Source organism: Pseudomonas sp. MDT1-85, assembly GCF_054898065.1.
On record NZ_CM142715.1, the window covers coordinates 2,269,600 to 2,284,667 of the forward strand.

At 59.2% G+C, this 15,068-nt stretch carries 16 protein-coding genes; 7 read left to right on the forward strand and 9 right to left on the reverse strand.

Going from position 1 to position 15,068, the window contains the following annotated elements; translation table 11 throughout:
• Positions 1-51 precede the first annotated feature (51 nt).
• The 6 genes from ACYZT2_RS10320 to ACYZT2_RS10345 all read right to left on the reverse strand — a co-directional run bounded on the left by ACYZT2_RS10320 (position 52) and on the right by ACYZT2_RS10345 (position 4,663).
• Positions 52-1,401: an NCS2 family permease gene (locus ACYZT2_RS10320; protein WP_038979770.1), complete on the reverse strand. Its 1,350-nt coding sequence runs from the start codon at positions 1,399-1,401 to the stop codon at positions 52-54.
• A 489-nt stretch (positions 1,402-1,890) separates the two neighbouring features.
• Complete coding sequence (locus tag ACYZT2_RS10325) at positions 1,891-2,262, reverse strand: glutathione S-transferase N-terminal domain-containing protein (protein ID WP_460147082.1); 372 nt, start codon at positions 2,260-2,262, stop codon at positions 1,891-1,893.
• A 101-nt stretch (positions 2,263-2,363) separates the two neighbouring features.
• Entirely contained in the window at positions 2,364-2,909 is a 546-nt protein-coding gene (folE, locus tag ACYZT2_RS10330; protein WP_007898818.1) for a GTP cyclohydrolase I FolE, read from the reverse strand.
• Positions 2,910-2,986: 77 nt separating this feature from the next.
• Positions 2,987-3,544, reverse strand: a complete 558-nt coding sequence (locus ACYZT2_RS10335; protein ID WP_007898817.1) for a Smr/MutS family protein — start codon at positions 3,542-3,544, stop codon at positions 2,987-2,989.
• Between the two features lie 75 nt (positions 3,545-3,619).
• A complete protein-coding gene (locus tag ACYZT2_RS10340; protein ID WP_030131642.1) occupies positions 3,620-3,940 on the reverse strand; it encodes a hypothetical protein in 321 nt (106 codons plus the stop codon).
• 132 nt (positions 3,941-4,072) lie between these two features.
• The gene (locus ACYZT2_RS10345) at positions 4,073-4,663 is read right to left on the reverse strand and encodes a cysteine hydrolase family protein (protein ID WP_461971834.1); all 591 of its coding nucleotides are present in this window, start codon (positions 4,661-4,663) and stop codon (positions 4,073-4,075) included.
• 238 nt (positions 4,664-4,901) lie between these two features.
• Between ACYZT2_RS10345 and prmB the strand changes: the two genes are divergently transcribed.
• A complete protein-coding gene (gene prmB / locus ACYZT2_RS10350; RefSeq protein ID WP_461971836.1) occupies positions 4,902-5,810 on the forward strand; it encodes a 50S ribosomal protein L3 N(5)-glutamine methyltransferase in 909 nt (302 codons plus the stop codon).
• Positions 5,811-5,933: 123 nt separating this feature from the next.
• Here the strand turns inward: prmB and ACYZT2_RS10355 are convergent, their stop codons facing one another.
• Together ACYZT2_RS10355 and ACYZT2_RS10360 are read right to left on the reverse strand one after the other, a co-directional pair.
• Complete coding sequence (locus ACYZT2_RS10355) at positions 5,934-6,725, reverse strand: hypothetical protein (protein ID WP_461971838.1); 792 nt, start codon at positions 6,723-6,725, stop codon at positions 5,934-5,936.
• Positions 6,726-7,092: 367 nt separating this feature from the next.
• Positions 7,093-8,091, reverse strand: a complete 999-nt coding sequence (locus ACYZT2_RS10360) for an alpha/beta hydrolase (RefSeq protein WP_461971840.1) — start codon at positions 8,089-8,091, stop codon at positions 7,093-7,095.
• A gap of 85 nt (positions 8,092-8,176) precedes the next feature.
• On the opposite strand from ACYZT2_RS10360, the gene aroC reads away from it, so the two are divergent.
• From aroC to mtnC, 5 genes are read left to right on the forward strand one after another with little or no spacing between them, the layout of a single operon-like run.
• A complete protein-coding gene (aroC, locus tag ACYZT2_RS10365) occupies positions 8,177-9,268 on the forward strand; it encodes a chorismate synthase (RefSeq protein ID WP_052963693.1) in 1,092 nt (363 codons plus the stop codon).
• 28 nt (positions 9,269-9,296) lie between these two features.
• Complete coding sequence (locus ACYZT2_RS10370; protein WP_461971843.1) at positions 9,297-10,448, forward strand: MFS transporter; 1,152 nt, start codon at positions 9,297-9,299, stop codon at positions 10,446-10,448.
• On the forward strand, positions 10,445-11,071 hold the full coding sequence (locus tag ACYZT2_RS10375) for a methylthioribulose 1-phosphate dehydratase (protein WP_461971845.1): 627 nt from the start codon (positions 10,445-10,447) through the stop codon (positions 11,069-11,071). Before ACYZT2_RS10370 ends, ACYZT2_RS10375 begins: the two co-directional genes overlap by 4 nt.
• A gap of 20 nt (positions 11,072-11,091) precedes the next feature.
• Positions 11,092-11,637 (forward strand): 1,2-dihydroxy-3-keto-5-methylthiopentene dioxygenase, encoded by a 546-nt coding sequence (locus tag ACYZT2_RS10380; protein WP_461971847.1) that lies wholly within the window; start codon positions 11,092-11,094, stop codon positions 11,635-11,637.
• A gap of 4 nt (positions 11,638-11,641) precedes the next feature.
• Positions 11,642-12,325 carry an acireductone synthase gene (gene mtnC / locus ACYZT2_RS10385; RefSeq protein WP_461971849.1) on the forward strand — a complete coding sequence of 228 codons (684 nt, stop codon included), beginning with the start codon at positions 11,642-11,644 and terminating at the stop codon, positions 12,323-12,325.
• 201 nt (positions 12,326-12,526) lie between these two features.
• On the opposite strand, the gene ACYZT2_RS10390 is transcribed toward mtnC, so the two are convergent.
• Complete coding sequence (locus tag ACYZT2_RS10390) at positions 12,527-12,805, reverse strand: DUF3509 domain-containing protein (RefSeq protein ID WP_461971851.1); 279 nt, start codon at positions 12,803-12,805, stop codon at positions 12,527-12,529.
• Between the two features lie 354 nt (positions 12,806-13,159).
• Here ACYZT2_RS10390 and ACYZT2_RS10395 point away from each other — a divergent pair, with 354 nt between their 5' ends.
• A complete protein-coding gene (locus tag ACYZT2_RS10395; RefSeq protein WP_461971853.1) occupies positions 13,160-14,998 on the forward strand; it encodes a long-chain-acyl-CoA synthetase in 1,839 nt (612 codons plus the stop codon).
• Positions 14,999-15,068 lie beyond the last annotated feature (70 nt).

A 15,068-nucleotide genomic window follows, 5' to 3' on the forward strand; every position in this document is an offset into this window, starting at 1 on the left:
ACCCGACGGGGTGAGGCTGTTTTGAAACACTGCCTTTGAATCGTAAACGGCTTACAAGAAAATGAACTTGGCGATGAAGATCGCGCAGAGCACCCACAGGCTGACGGAAATTTCCTTGTACTTGCCGGTGCCGGCCTTCAGCGTCACGTAAGTGATGAAGCCCAGCGCGATGCCGTCGGCGACCGAGAAGGTCAGCGGCATCATGATCGCGGTAACAATCGCCGGAATACTGTCGGTCGCTTCGTCCCATTCGATGTGCGCCATGCCGCCCATCATCAACATCGCCACATAAATCAGCGCACCGGCGGTTGCATAAGCGGGGATCATGCCAGCCAGCGGTGCGAAAAACATCGCGGCAATAAATAGCACACCCACGGTCACGGCGGTAAGACCAGTCCGACCACCCGCTGCTACACCCGCGGCACTTTCCACGTAGCTGGTGACTGGCGGAACACCGACCACCGCTCCGAATACACTGGAAGCACTGTCGGCCTTGAGGGCGCGGGAAAGGTTTTCGATCTTGCCGTCGGCGTTCACCAGGCCAGCGCGCTGGGCAACGCCCATCAAAGTGCCAGCGGTGTCGAACATGTGCACAAAGAGGAAGGCCAGCACCACGCTGATCATGCTGACATTGAATACACCGGCGACGTCCATGGCCATCCAGGTCGGCGCCAGGCTCGGCGGGGCAGACATGATGCCCTCGTAGTGCACCAGGCCCAGGCCCCAACCGGCCAGGGTCACGGTGATGATGCTGATGAGAATCGCGCCGAATACTTTGTGGTAGCTGAGGACGGCAATCATCAGGAAGCAGATGGCCGCCAGCAGCGGGCCAGGTTCACGCAGGGAGCCAAGCTTGATCAGAGTGGCCGGGCTATCGACGACGATACCCGCGGTTTTCAAGCCGATCAGCCCCAGAAACAGACCCACACCCGCGCCCATGGCAAAGCGCAAACTCACTGGAATGCTATTGAGCAGCCATTCGCGAATCCGGGAAAAGGTCAGGAACATGAACAACACACCGGAGACGAACACTGCACCGAGCGCGGTTTCCCAGTTGTAACCCATGGTGCCGACCACGGTGTAGGTGAAGAACGCGTTCAGGCCCATGCCCGGCGCCAGGCCGACTGGCCAGTTGGCGTATAGCCCCATCAACAGGCAACCCAGCGCGGCGGCGATGCAAGTGGCGACGAACGCCGCCCCGTGATTGATGCCGGCATCGGCCATGATATTCGGGTTGACGAAGATGATGTAGGCCATGGTGATGAAGGTTGTCAGACCGGCGATCAGCTCGGTCTTCACCGTGGTGCCGTGCAAGCTGAGTTTGAAGATGCGCTCCAGCCAGCCATTGCGTAATGGCGGCGAGAGTTCCAGCGTCGGGGCTTCGGATTTGCGGCTTTCCACAGCGAGTACTCCTCAAGAGTTTTATTGTTATTTCCAGGGCCGGACCCATGAGGGTGGCAGCGACCCTTTGAGGTACTTGCGAATTTGTTGACCTTTTGGTCAGGAACTCGCACGAAGCGAATTATGCTTTTGTATACAAATAAAGCAAATAATGTTTTTGCTTTTGTAGACGAAAAGTTTGGCAATAGGGATATATATCGCCAGCAAGGACGCTTTCGCGGGCAAGCCCCATATCGATCCAGTGCAGTTGGACGAAGGGCTCAAGCGATTGTCGGCGGTGGTGCGTCAGGCGCAGGCGGTCTGAGAGGAGGGCAGAAACAAATAAACCGGCCCATGGGCTGGCCCCATGGGCCGGTTTATTTTTTGTCTGGGATTTGCGGCGGTTGTGCCGACGTCTTCGCGGGCAAGCCTCGCTCCTACAGGGGCTAGCGGATACCTGTAGGAGCGAGGCTTGCCCGCGAAGAGGCCATCAGAAACATCACAAAACCATCAGACAGCAGCAAACCGCTTATCCAGATAATCAATGATCACCTTGGATTCATACATCCAGGTGGTCTGGCCATTCTCTTCGATGCGCAGGCACGGTACCTTGATCTTGCCACCTTGCTCCAGCAGAGCCTGGCGATCCTGTTCGTTGTTCTTCGCATCGCGCAATGCCACCGGAACGTTCAGGCGACGCAGGGTACGGCGGGTTTTCACGCAGAACGGGCAGGCGTGGAACTGATACAGGGTCAGGTCCTTGGCGGCGGTTTCGACCTGCGCCTGAGCGGCGGCGGGGCGCTGCTTCTTGCCTGGACGAGTAATGAAATCGATGAAGATGATCAGTTGGCCGAGGCCGACACGAAGCGCTTTAACGAACACGGGATAAGCCTCACAGGGCAAACAGAAGGCGCGCAGCTTACCTGATTTTTCGCAGGCGAAAAAAAACCGGCGATCAGTGCCGGTTTTCTTCGTGCCGCGAGTTACTTGATCAGGCTGAGAAATTCGCTACGGGTGGCCGCGTTTTCGCGGAACTCGCCGAGCATCACCGAGGTGATCATTGTCGAATTCTGTTTCTCCACACCGCGCATCATCATGCACATGTGCTTGGCCTCGATCACCACCGCAACGCCCAGGGCGCCGGTGACTTGCTGGACCGCATCGGCGATCTGGCGGCTGAGGTTTTCCTGGATCTGCAGGCGGCGGGCGTACATATCGACAATCCGCGCGACTTTCGACAGCCCCAAAACCTTGCCGCTGGGGATGTAGGCGACATGGGCCTTGCCGATGAACGGCAGCATGTGGTGCTCGCACAACGAGTAGAGCTCGATGTCCTTGACCAGCACCATCTCGCTGTTGTCGGAGCTGAACAAGGCACCGTTAGTGACCTCTTCCAGTGTCTGTTCATAACCGCGGCAGAGGTACTGCATGGCTTTGGCGGCACGCTTTGGCGTGTCGAGCAGGCCCTCGCGGGAGGCGTCCTCGCCCAATTGGCCGAGAATCTCGGTGTAATTCTGTTCCAGGGACATGAAACTACCTGTGGGATTTTACGCAAAGGGCAAGGGTACGGTGACGGACACGGCGCTGCAAGCGTGAAGCGACGGCATCACTCGTCGCGACCTTCCATCATGGTGCGTTTGAGCATCACATAAACCGCTCCGGCGCCGCCGTGTTTCGGTTGGCACGAGGTGAAGCCGAGCACCTGTGAATGCTGACGTAGCCACGTATTGACGTGACTTTTGATCATCGGCCGCTTGCCGTCCAGGCGCACCGCTTTGCCGTGGGTGACACGTACGCAGCGGATTTCGAATTTTGTCGCTTCGGCCAGAAAGGCCCACAGGGTTTCACGGGCCTTTTCCACGTTCATGCCATGCAGATCGAGGCTGCCTTCGAACGGAATCTGGCCGATCTTGAGCTTGCGCATCTGGCTTTCCTGAACACCGTCGCGGGCCCACATCAGCTCATCTTCGGGGCCGACATCAATGACGAACTGATCGGACAGCCCGTCAACGGTGGTGGCGTCGGTGCGCACGGTGGCTGCCTGGCGCAGCTTGGCGATTTGCGCGCGGTCGGCCTTGGGTTTGCCGGTTTCGGCGCGATCGTGCTTGATCGGCTTGACGCCTTGGATCGCGCTTTTGAACAGGGAAAAATCGTCGTCTTGCATGTCAGCCTCCGCGAAGGGCGGCCAGTTTACCCAAGTCGGGACGAATCGGGCGCGACAAAACGTCCTGCGTTGGGCTTAGTCGTGTTTTTTCATCAAGTGTGGAGACATGTTCAGCTCTCGCGACTGGCGCGAGCGGCGACGGCAGCGGCGCCATAGCCACACGCCGATGTACAGCACGAACAGGCCCACGGCGAGAATGATCGCCGAGCCCAACGGGCTGGCATTCAACTCGCCCAGCGCCGGTGGCCGCCCCAGCAGGCTGGCCGCGCCGGCCATCGCCAGCAACACACCGCACGTCGCCAGCAAGGCAGCGAATGCTGCGCCGAAGCGAAAACGCCAGTTGCTTTGGCCTTTGGGCCGCAAGCGGCGTGCATCAAAACCATCGGATAACTTCATTCCGACCTTCCTCAATGGGTATCGGCCCTTCGACCGGGAGTTGACCGGGATGTTCCTGAGGCTAGGGCAATTACAGCAAATGAGAGGCTTTTGCGGATGAGCGGCGGCATGGACCGCTCATCGAAGGGTGGATCAGATCAGTTCGCAGGTCTGGGCGAGGGTGGCGAAATTGTCCGCCATGATCGCCATCTCGGTGTGCTGAACGTGCTCGGCGCTCAGGACGCCACCCTTGTAGGGCAGGTCGCGAGTCGCGCAGGCGTCTTCAACCAATGTGCAACGAAAGCCCAGGTTCTTTGCGGCGCGCACGGTAGTGCTGACGCTGGAATGGCTCATGAAGCCGCAGACGATAAGGTCCAGCGAGCCGAGATTCTGCAGGCGCTCCAGCAGTTCGGTGCCATGAAACGCACTCGGCAGCAATTTGCCGATGATGGTTTCGTCGCCCTGTGGCTCCAGGCCGGGGATGAACTCGCCGCGCTCGCCTTGCGGGTCGAATAGCCCTCCGACGGTGCCGAGGTGGCGCACGTGTACGATCGGCCGACCGGCTGCACGGGCAGCGGCTACCAGTTGCTTGATGTTCGCGACGGCAGCATCCATGCCGCTCAGTGCCAAGGGGCCGCTGAGGTATTCTTTCTGGGCATCGATGATGACAAGGGTCGCATGACCCAGATTGGCCGCTGCATAACCACGGCCGCTGAGTTGAAACATCGTTTTTGGAACGGACATTCTGGGGCTCCTTCGGGTGGGGCTTTTGCGACATTGTCCTCTGGCTGAGCGCTTCTGTGAATCGCTACCATCGCAGGCACCGCCGTTGTTGGGTCGCAGCCTCGTCAAGATACTCGTTCTGTTCAATAGACTGCTGAAAAAATAGAAGAGTCCTACATCTGATCCGCTGTTTTTCCTGCGTCGTCGTGGCGTCTTTTGGCTGTTAGAATCGTCAGTCGTTTTTTCTGGAGTTTACCCCGTGATCACTTCCCGACTTCGTACCCTGCGTGACCATATCCGTTGGGCCGTCAGCCGCTTCCATGGGGAGGATCTGTTTTTCGGCCATGGGACCGACAACGCCTGGGACGAAGCCCGTCAACTGGTGTTGGGTGCGCTGCACTTGCCGTGGGAAATCGCCGACAGCTATCTGGACTGCCGTCTGGAAGATGACGAACTGGTCAATCTGCAACGCTTGCTCAAGCGCCGCATCGAAGAGCGCATTCCGACCGCTTACCTGCTGGGCGAAGCCTGGTTCTGTGGTATGTCGTTCATTGTCGACGAACGCGTGCTGATCCCGCGTTCGCCAATTGGCGAGCTGATCGAAAAGCGTTTCGAACCGTGGCTCGGCGCCGAACCTGCGCGCATTCTCGACCTGTGTACCGGTTCCGGCTGCATCGGCATCGCTTGTGCTTACGAGTTCCAGAATGCCGAAGTGGTGCTGGCCGATCTGTCGTACGAAGCGCTGGAAGTGGCGAACCAGAACATCGAGCGCCACGGTGTCGATGAGCGGGTGTTCACCGTTCAGGGCGATGGTTTCGATGGCTTGCCGGGTCAACGTTTCGACCTGATCGTGTCGAACCCGCCCTACGTCGATGCGGAAGATTTCGCCGACATGCCGGACGAGTATCAGCACGAACCGGAGCTGGGCCTGGCCTGTGGCGACGACGGTTTGAACGTGGTGCGCCGCATGCTCGCCGAAGCGGCGGATCATCTGACCGAGAAGGGTTTGCTGATTGTCGAGGTGGGTAACAGCCAGGTTCACGTCGAGGCGCTGTACCCGGAAGTCGACTTCGCCTGGCTGGAGCTCGAGCGCGGTGGGCATGGGGTGTTCATGCTGACAGCGGAGCAATGTCGCGATCATCAGGCGTTGTTCGCTTCTCGCGTCTGACCTGAGAAAGCCTTCGCGGGCAAGCCACGCTCCCCCAGGTTTTGTGTGTGCCCATCATTTGGACACGACACAAAACCTGGAGCGAGGCTTGCCCGCGAATGGCCCCGCCGCGGTCTTAAATCTTTACCGGTGTGTAGCAATCCAGATCAACAACCCCGCCTGAAACACTGCAAACGCCACCAGACACGTAATGGTAAAACGCAGCCCGGCGTCTTCGCGTTTGTACTTGCTGACTTTTTCTTCGTGCTTCTTCAGTTTGACTTCCTGCTCCGCCAGGTTCTGCTCGGCTTGCTGGAGCATCTGCGCGGCTTCGAGGATTTCTACCTGCTGCAGCTTTTCGCTGTTCCAGTCACCGAGCAAATCACCGACCTGCACCTCTTTAACGCTGCCCTTCAAATGCTGGGCGTCGGCGTAGACCACGTCAAAACCGTGCACCCGCAGAAAGTGATCGCGGCGCAGGCGAGTGTCTTCGTTCAGCGCATCCTTGTTGTTCAGATCGGTGCCGTCGACGGTGTAGGCGGGCCATTTCTTTTTCGCCCAAGTAATGCCCTGAGCCGCCATATAACGCCCGATGCCTCGGTTCATCGGCTCGATCTGCAAGCCGCTTTCCGGCCCGAAATGCACGCGTTTGGTCGTGTGATCGACCCACACGTCCAGATGATTCTGTTCTTTGCGCACGCGCTGGCCTGGCAGCTTGATGGTCATGCGCAGCAGGCTGCGTTCCTTGCTATTGCGTTCGGCGTAACCGAACTCGACAAAGCGCAACGGCCGCCCACCGGTGTTGCGGTCGGTTTTCAGCGGCGCCAGGCGGAGCATCTTGTGGTGCTCGACGTGGACGTCCGCCCACGGCAGCTCGACCGCTGGCGGTGCGTCTTTTTCAGCGGTGGTGTCGGGTGAAGTCTGGGTATCAGTCATAACGGCGAGATCCTGTCCAAGCCCTGCTTGCCGCCAGCCAGTGCGCTGGCGACACAGGCTTATCGGCCGTTTTTTTCAGGACTGGAGGGCTAGGGGGCGTTCTCAACTAGTTTTCACGCCGCGTTGTCGCCTTAAAGCGGGCCAGGCAAGGCGCAGTCCGCTGGGAATGGTTGTTCCCTTTCCAAGGCCTGCAACGCAGCCTGGCCCCCTTTAAGGCACAACCCGAAGGGCCGGGCCTGCTGTTGTGCAGGGCTGCGTTGCTCGAAGCTTATTTGGAATGACCAAACCACGCTTCTCGCGCCTTGCCCTGCACAACAGCAGGCCCGGCGCGGCGTGAAAACTAGTTGAGAACGCCCCCTACCAGCGCTTAACGGGTGCGAAGTCCGTCAATAAATCCGAGGATTCGCGCGCCGAGTTCGGCCGCCAGCGGTAATTGCGGGTCTTTATAGGAGGCCAATTGCCGCTTCACATCGTTGGGCACGATGCGCATCACGTGGTTCATGCCTTCGATCAGCGCCAGTTCGGCGTCCGGTTTGGCGGCCTTGAGTGCCTTGGCGTCACCCACGCCGACCTGAATGTCGTTGCTGCCCTGGATGATCAGCGCCGGCATTTTCAGTTTGGCGAAGGCCGCCGCCGGGTCTTGGCGAAACAGCGAAATCAGATACGGCTGCACGCTGGGACGGAAAATCACCTGCAACTGCGGCGGCACGTTGTCGTCGGTATGGCCGGCCTTGAGGCTGTCGAGCAGTTCATTGCTGCGCAGCATCAACGCAGGCGGCAGGCGATTGCTCAATTGCTGGCGCAGGACTTGATCGATCGGCCGGGCGCTGCCGGACATGGAAATCACCGCCGCGGCATCGACGTTTGGCGCCGCCAGGCTGGCGATCAAGGCCCCTTCGCTGTGACCCAGCAAAATCAGTTTGCCAAAGCGCGGATCGGCTTTGAGCTTGTGGCCCCAGGCCTGGGCGTCGGCGACATAGGCCTCCACCGACAGATTGCGCTCATCGGGCGTGGCCGCCAGGCTCGCCGCCACGCCGCGCTTGTCGTAACGCACACTGGCGATGTTGTGTTTGGCCAGCACCCACGCCAGCCGTTTGAGACTGTCGTTGCGTCCGCCGTCGGGGTTGTTTCCGTCACGATCCGTAGGACCGGAGCCGGAAATGATCAGGACAACCGGTACAGGTGTGTCGGACTTGGGCAGCAACAGCGAGCCGAAAAGCTCGCCGCTGCCCGTGTCCAATGTGATCGGGCGTTGCAGGACAGTGGCCTGTGCAAAGCCGGTAAACAAGGTAAGGCTCAAGGCTAGAACTCGCAGCATCATCACGCCATCATCAACAAGGTGCCGGTTGGACTCGCAGGCACCCATAAGGTTCGAGGATGAACTAGTCGGGTAGCCTGCGTATACTGGCGCGCATTACGTATTTTAGTTTCGATTTCACGGAGCGTCCCGCATGTCCGGCAATACCTACGGCAAGCTGTTCACTGTCACCACCGCGGGCGAAAGCCATGGTCCGGCGTTGGTCGCCATTGTCGATGGCTGCCCGCCGGGCCTGGAGATTTCCCTTGAGGATCTGCAGCGCGACCTGGACCGCCGCAAGCCCGGCACCAGCCGCCACACCACCCAGCGCCAGGAAGCCGACGAAGTCGAAATCCTCAGCGGCGTGTTCGAAGGCCGCACCACCGGTTGCGCCATCGGCCTGTTGATCCGCAACACCGACCAGAAATCCAAGGACTATTCGGCGATCAAGGATCTGTTCCGCCCGGCCCACGCCGACTACACCTATCACCACAAATACGGCGAACGCGATTACCGCGGCGGCGGTCGCAGTTCGGCCCGTGAAACCGCCATGCGCGTGGCGGCAGGGGCGATTGCGAAAAAATACCTCGCCACCCAGGGCATCGTCATTCGCGGCTACATGAGCCAGCTCGGCCCGATCGAAATTCCGTTCAAGACCTGGGATTCGGTGGAAGAAAACGCCTTCTTCAGCCCCGATCCGGACAAAGTGCCGGAGCTGGAAGCCTATATGGACCAGTTGCGTCGCGATCAGGATTCGGTCGGCGCGAAGATCACCGTGGTCGCCGAAGGCGTGATGCCGGGCCTCGGCGAGCCGATCTTCGACCGCCTCGACGCGGAACTGGCCCATGCGCTGATGAGTATCAACGCGGTCAAAGGCGTGGAAATCGGTGCCGGGTTTGCCAGCATCGCCCAGCGCGGCACCGAACACCGCGATGAAATGACCCCGGAAGGTTTCCTCAGCAACAATGCCGGCGGCATTTTGGGTGGCATCTCGTCCGGTCAGCCGATCGTGGCGCATCTGGCGCTCAAGCCAACCTCGAGCATCACCACGCCGGGCCGCTCCATCGACATCCATGGCAACCCGGTTGAGGTTGTCACCAAGGGCCGTCACGACCCGTGCGTCGGCATCCGCGCCACGCCGATTGCCGAAGCGATGATGGCCATCGTATTGATGGATCACCTGCTGCGTCACCGCGGGCAGAACCTCAATGTGCGCGTGAGCACTCCGGTGCTGGGACAGCTTTAATGGCTGTTTTTGAAGCCGCCGCAGTCTGATGGCCGTGGCGGCGCTCCCGTACTGGCGGCTCTCCAGTTTCTATCTGTTCTATTTCGCCTTGCTCGGTTCGACGGCGCCGTTTTTGGCGTTGTATTTCGATCACCTGGGCTTTTCCAGTGCGCGTATTGGCGAACTGGTGGCGATCCCGATGCTGATGCGCTGCGTGGCGCCGAACATCTGGGGCTGGCTCGGTGACTACACCGGGCGACGTCTGGCCATCGTGCGGTTCGGCGCGGTCTGTACGCTGCTGACCTTCTCACTGATTTTCGTCAGCAAAAGCTACGCGTGGCTGGCGATGGTCATGGCCTTGCACGCGTTCTTCTGGCACGCGGTGTTGCCGCAGTTCGAAGTCATCACCCTGGCGCACTTGAACGGCCAGACGTCTCGCTACAGTCAGATTCGCCTGTGGGGTTCCATCGGTTTCATCATCACCGTCGTTGCGCTCGGTCGGATGTTCGAATGGCTCAGCCTCGACATCTATCCGGTCACGCTGGTGCTGATTATGGTCGGGATCGTCGTCAGCAGTTTATGGGTGCCTAACGCGCAACCGATTCAGGGTGAACGGTTGGCGGGGGAGGGATTCCTCCAGCAATTGCGCAACCCCGGGGTGTTGGCGTTCTACGGTTGCGTGGCGCTGATACAGATGAGTCACGGGCCGTATTACACCTTTCTGACCTTGCACCTTGAGCGACTCGGTTACAGTCGCGGGCTGATCGGCATGCTCTGGGCGGTCGGCGTGGTTGCCGAAGTCTTGATGTTTCTGGCCATGAGCAAGATCCTTGCGCGTTTCTCGGTGCGCCGGGTGCTGCTGGCGAGTTTCCTGCTGGCGGCTTTGCGTTGGTTGTTGCTCGGTTCGTTTGCCGAATTCCTCTGGGTGCTGCTGTTCGCCCAAGTGCTGCACGCCGCCACCTTCGGCAGCTTTCACGCGGCTGCCATCCAGTTCGTGCAACGTAGCTTCGGCGCACGCCAGCAAGGGCAGGGCCAGGCGTTGTATGCCGCGCTGGCCGGCACTGGCGGTGCACTGGGCGCGTTGTATTCCGGCTACAGCTGGAATGCCCTCGGCGCCACATTGACCTTTAGTATTGCCAGTCTCGCCGCCTTCGCCGCTGCCGTTATCATTGCCACGCGTATGCAAGAGGACAGGCCATGAGCCTTACCCGTGAACACCTCGCCCAGGAAATCATCGACGCCGGGCGTTTTTTGTATGGCCGCGGCTGGTCGCCGGCCACCAGCAGCAATTACTCGACCCGCCTGTCGCCGACCGAAGCCTTGCTGACGGTGTCTGGCAAACACAAAGGCCAGTTGGGCATCGACGATGTGCTGGCCACCGACCTGTCGGGCAATAGCCTGGAACCGGGCAAAAAGCCGTCCGCCGAAACCCTGCTGCACACTCAGCTCTACAGCTGGCGCCCGGAGATCGGCGCGGTGCTGCACACCCATTCGGTGAATGCCACGGTGCTGTCGCGCCTGACGCCGCAAGACTTCATCGAGTTCGAAGGCTACGAGCTGCAAAAAGCCTTCAGCGGCGTCTCGACCCACGAGTCCCGCCTGCGCGTGCCGATTTTCGACAACGATCAGGACATTGCACGGCTGGCCGCCAAGGTGCAGCCTTGGCTCGACGCCCATCCTGATTGCGTCGGCTATTTGATCCGCGGCCATGGCCTCTACACATGGGGGGGGCGCATGAGCGATGCGCTGCGACAGATTGAGGCCTTTGAATTTTTGTTCGAGTGCGAATTGAAGATGCGCTCGCTCTCGAACCATAAAGCATGAACCGTTAAGGAGTTGCCCAGATGAGCAGCCTGTCCGTTTACCACGTCAGCAGCCCCGACCTGCCGAACAAAGTGTTGACCCACCTCGAAGACATCGCCTCGACCCTGGCCGAACAGGGCGTGCGCTTCGACCGTTGGCAAGCCACGGCGAAAATCCAGCCCGGTGCCAGCCAGGAAGAAGTGATCGCCGCGTATCAGGAGCAAATCGATAAGCTGATGACCGAGCGCGGTTACATCACCGTCGACGTGATCAGCCTGAACAGCGATCACCCGCAAAAAGCCGAACTGCGCGCCAAGTTCCTCGATGAACACCGTCATGCTGAAGACGAAGTACGATTTTTCGTCGCCGGTCGTGGCTTGTTCACCCTGCACATCGGCGATTACGTTTACGCCGTGCTCTGCGAGAAAAACGACCTGATCTCGGTGCCAGCCGGCACAAAGCACTGGTTCGACATGGGCGAGCACCCGCATTTCGTCGCAATCCGTCTGTTCAACAACCCCGACGGCTGGGTGGCCAGTTTCACCGGTGATGACATCGCCAGCCGCTTCCCGCGTCTCGAGGACTGAGTCGATGCCGATCAAAGCGATTCTCACCGACATCGAAGGCACCACCAGCGCGGTGAGTTTTGTGTTCGACGTGCTGTTCCCTTACGCTGCCAAACACTTGCCGGATTTCGTTCGCGACAACGTCGAACGCGCCGACGTTGCCGAGCAGCTCGCCGCTGTTCGGCGTGACAGCGGTGAGCCGCGAGCCGACGTCGAACGGGTCATCGAAATCCTCTTGGGCTGGATCGCCGAAGACCGCAAGGCCACACCGCTCAAAGCGTTGCAAGGCATGGTCTGGGAGCAGGGGTATCAGGCCGGGCAGTTGAAAGGCCACGTGTACCCGGACGCCGTTGAAGCGCTCAAGCGCTGGCATCAGGAAGGTTTCAAACTGTTTGTTTATTCCTCGGGCTCGATTCAGGCGCAAAAGCTGATCTTTGGTTGCTCCGACGCGGGGGATTTATCGCCACTGTTCAGCGGCTATTTCGACACCACCTCGGGGCCCAAGCGTGAAGCGCAGTCCTACGAGCGCATCACCCAGGCGATTGGCGTCGAGGCTTCACAGATTCTGTTTCTGTCCGACATCGTTCAAGAGCTGGATTCCGCGAGCACGGCCGGGATGGCAACCTGTGGCCTGGCCCGTGAGGGCGGGGAACTGGCAGGGCATGTGACCGTCGACAGCTTTGCGCGGATAAATCCTTCTGCCCTGTAAACCACCAAATAACCTGTAGGAGCAGAGCTTGCTCGCGAAGGCGGTGTGTCAGGCGATATTAATGTTGACTGACACACCGCCTTCGCGAGCAAGCTCTGCTCCTACAGGATCTTGCGCAGTTCCAGAAACAACTCAGGCCGTGAAGCGAAAGCGCTCACGGCCTGTTTGTTTGTAGCGCGTTTATTTATACAACCGCAGGATTTAAACCGAGTGATAGGTCGGCAAAGCGAACCGTTGCTGGCTTTGCAGCATGGAGATCTGCGGCAGTTCGCTGGCCTGTTCGGCGACGTCACGACGAATCGCGCTGATCACCCACGACAGCTGATCGCCGGCATGCAATTGCTGGTAGGAAATCGAACGTTTGAAGACTTTGCCATCCGTACTGCGCAGGGTCAGCAGAATGCCGCCGTCAGGACGTGGCCGGGTGGTCACTTCGAAGTTGGAGAACAGGGACGAAAATTTTTCCTGGATCAGGCTCATGTCTATCAGCTCCGTTTGTGCTTGAAGGGCAACGTGGAGAGGTAGTTGCAGTGATTGTGCCAGCACCTGATTTTTAAAAAATACCTATAAATCAATAAGTTAAGATAATTGTGTTTCTATGCTTTCGTGCAATCTGCATGAATGGTCATCGTGCATCCTGCATTTTGCGTGGTCGGCTGCGATTTGATGGAACCAATCACAACGCCAGGGTTCCGCTTTTCGATCTCCGCTCCGAACGCTTCGGTCGCGGATACAAAACATTTCAAAAACTGCGTGTACAGCTCAAGAACCGCTGACGTATTTTCGGCCTCAATCAACGCCACCCGACAATAAGAAGATCGAACGGGAGCATCAATGAGCCGCACGCTGAACGACACGATTACCTGGGGCATGATGCTCCGCAAGCTGCCTTCCATTGCCAAAGCCATTCCCCGCGTGGTGAAGGGCATGAAAGCCGCCAACGTCAAGGACCCGACCCAACCGTGTGGTCTCGCCTGGAGCTTCGAACAGGCAACATTGCGCAACCCCGATGGCCCGGCCTTGCTGCAGAACGAAGTGGCGCTCACTTATACGCAAGTCAATCAGTGGGCCAATCGCATTGCCCATCACCTGATCGCCCAAGGCATCGGCAAGGGCGATGTGGTGGCGGTTTTTATCGAAAATCGTCCAGAGCTGCTGGTGACGATTTTGGCGATGGCCAAGGTCGGCGCGATCAGCGCCTTGCTCAATACCTCCCAGACCCGCGATACCCTGGCCCATAGCCTGAACCTGGTAGCGCCCGTGGCGATCGTGGTCGGAGAAGAGCTGGTTCCAGCCTTTAATGCGGTCCGCGAGCGGGTGTCCATCGACGCGGCGCGCACCTGGTTTGTTGCCGATCAAGATACTTATCGCGATCCGGGCATTTCGCCCGATGGCTTCATTAATCTGATGACGGCCAGTGCCGAAGCGTGCAGCGATAACCCCGCCAGCAGCCAAAAGGTTTTTCTAGACGATCCTTGCTTCTACATTTACACCTCGGGCACCACCGGGTTGCCCAAGGCCGGGGTGTTCAAGCACGGTCGCTGGATGCGCAGCTCCGCCAGCTTCGGGCTGATCGCTCTTGATATGCAGCCGCAGGACGTTGTTTATTGCACCTTGCCGCTGTACCACGCCACCGGGCTCTGCGTGTGCTGGGGCTCGGCAATCAGCGGGGCATCGGGGTTTGCCATCCGCCGCAAGTTCAGCGCCAGCCAGTTCTGGAGTGACGTACGCAAATACCGGGCGACCACCCTCGGTTACGTCGGCGAATTGTGCCGCTACCTGGTGGATCAACCGCCCAGCGCCGATGACAGTCGCCACAGCGTGACGAAGATGATCGGCAATGGTCTGCGCCCCGGCGCGTGGAGCGAGTTCAAGACGCGTTTTGCCGTTGACCATATCTGCGAGCTGTACGCCGCCAGCGATGGCAATATCGGCTTCACCAACATCCTCAATTTTGACAACACCATCGGTTTTTCCCTGATGTCCTGGGAGCTGGTGGCGTACGACCACGACAGTGGCGCACCCACGCGTGATGCCAAGGGCTTCATGCGCAAAGTGGCCAAGGGCGAACAAGGTTTATTGTTGGCGAGGATCGACGACAAGGCGCCGCTCGACGGCTACACCGATCCGCAGAAGACCGCAAAAGTCGTGCTCCACGACGTGTTCAAGAAGGGCGACCGTTACTTCAATACCGGTGACCTGCTGCGCAACATCGGTTTTGGCCACGCGCAGTTTGTCGATCGCTTGGGCGACACCTACCGCTGGAAGGGTGAAAACGTCTCCACCACCGAGGTCGAAAACATCCTCTTGCAACACCCACACATCGCCGAAGCAGTGGCCTATGGCGTGGAAATTCACAACACCAACGGGCGTGCCGGGATGGCGGCAATCACGCCGGCTGAATCCCTGGCGACCCTGGATTTCAGCGAGTTGCTGGCGTTCGCCAGGCAACAAATGCCTGCCTATGCGGTGCCACTTTTCCTACGGGTGAAAGTGAAAATGGAGACCACCGGGACCTTCAAATATCAGAAGACCCGGCTCAAGGACGAAGCCTTCGACCCGAACAAAACCGGCGATGACCCGATCTACGCCTGGTTGCCGGGTACCCAGACTTACGTGCAAGTCACCGAGCAGGTGCTGGCGGATATTCGCGGCGGCAAGCACCGCTATTGAAAGTGTCGCTATTGAATGTGGCCTTTATTGAATGTGGCCTTTATTGAATGTGGCTATGGCTTTCCATGAG

Excerpts from the sequence above, each read along its gene's own strand:
- folE (WP_007898818.1), bottom strand. The coding sequence starts at position 2,909 with ATGTCCCTGGAACAGAATTACACCGAGATTCTCGGCCAATTGGGCGAG.
- ACYZT2_RS10335 (WP_007898817.1), bottom strand. The coding sequence starts at position 3,544 with ATGCAAGACGACGATTTTTCCCTGTTCAAAAGCGCGATCCAAGGCGTC.
- ACYZT2_RS10340 (WP_030131642.1), bottom strand. The coding sequence starts at position 3,940 with ATGAAGTTATCCGATGGTTTTGATGCACGCCGCTTGCGGCCCAAAGGC.
- ACYZT2_RS10345 (WP_461971834.1), bottom strand. The coding sequence starts at position 4,663 with ATGTCCGTTCCAAAAACGATGTTTCAACTCAGCGGCCGTGGTTATGCA.
- ACYZT2_RS10355 (WP_461971838.1), bottom strand. The coding sequence starts at position 6,725 with ATGACTGATACCCAGACTTCACCCGACACCACCGCTGAAAAAGACGCA.
- ACYZT2_RS10360 (WP_461971840.1), bottom strand. The coding sequence starts at position 8,091 with ATGGGTGCCTGCGAGTCCAACCGGCACCTTGTTGATGATGGCGTGATG.
- aroC (WP_052963693.1), top strand. The coding sequence starts at position 8,177 with ATGTCCGGCAATACCTACGGCAAGCTGTTCACTGTCACCACCGCGGGC.
- ACYZT2_RS10370 (WP_461971843.1), top strand. The coding sequence starts at position 9,297 with ATGGCCGTGGCGGCGCTCCCGTACTGGCGGCTCTCCAGTTTCTATCTG.
- ACYZT2_RS10375 (WP_461971845.1), top strand. The coding sequence starts at position 10,445 with ATGAGCCTTACCCGTGAACACCTCGCCCAGGAAATCATCGACGCCGGG.
- ACYZT2_RS10380 (WP_461971847.1), top strand. The coding sequence starts at position 11,092 with ATGAGCAGCCTGTCCGTTTACCACGTCAGCAGCCCCGACCTGCCGAAC.
- mtnC (WP_461971849.1), top strand. The coding sequence starts at position 11,642 with ATGCCGATCAAAGCGATTCTCACCGACATCGAAGGCACCACCAGCGCG.
- ACYZT2_RS10390 (WP_461971851.1), bottom strand. The coding sequence starts at position 12,805 with ATGAGCCTGATCCAGGAAAAATTTTCGTCCCTGTTCTCCAACTTCGAA.
- ACYZT2_RS10395 (WP_461971853.1), top strand. The coding sequence starts at position 13,160 with ATGAGCCGCACGCTGAACGACACGATTACCTGGGGCATGATGCTCCGC.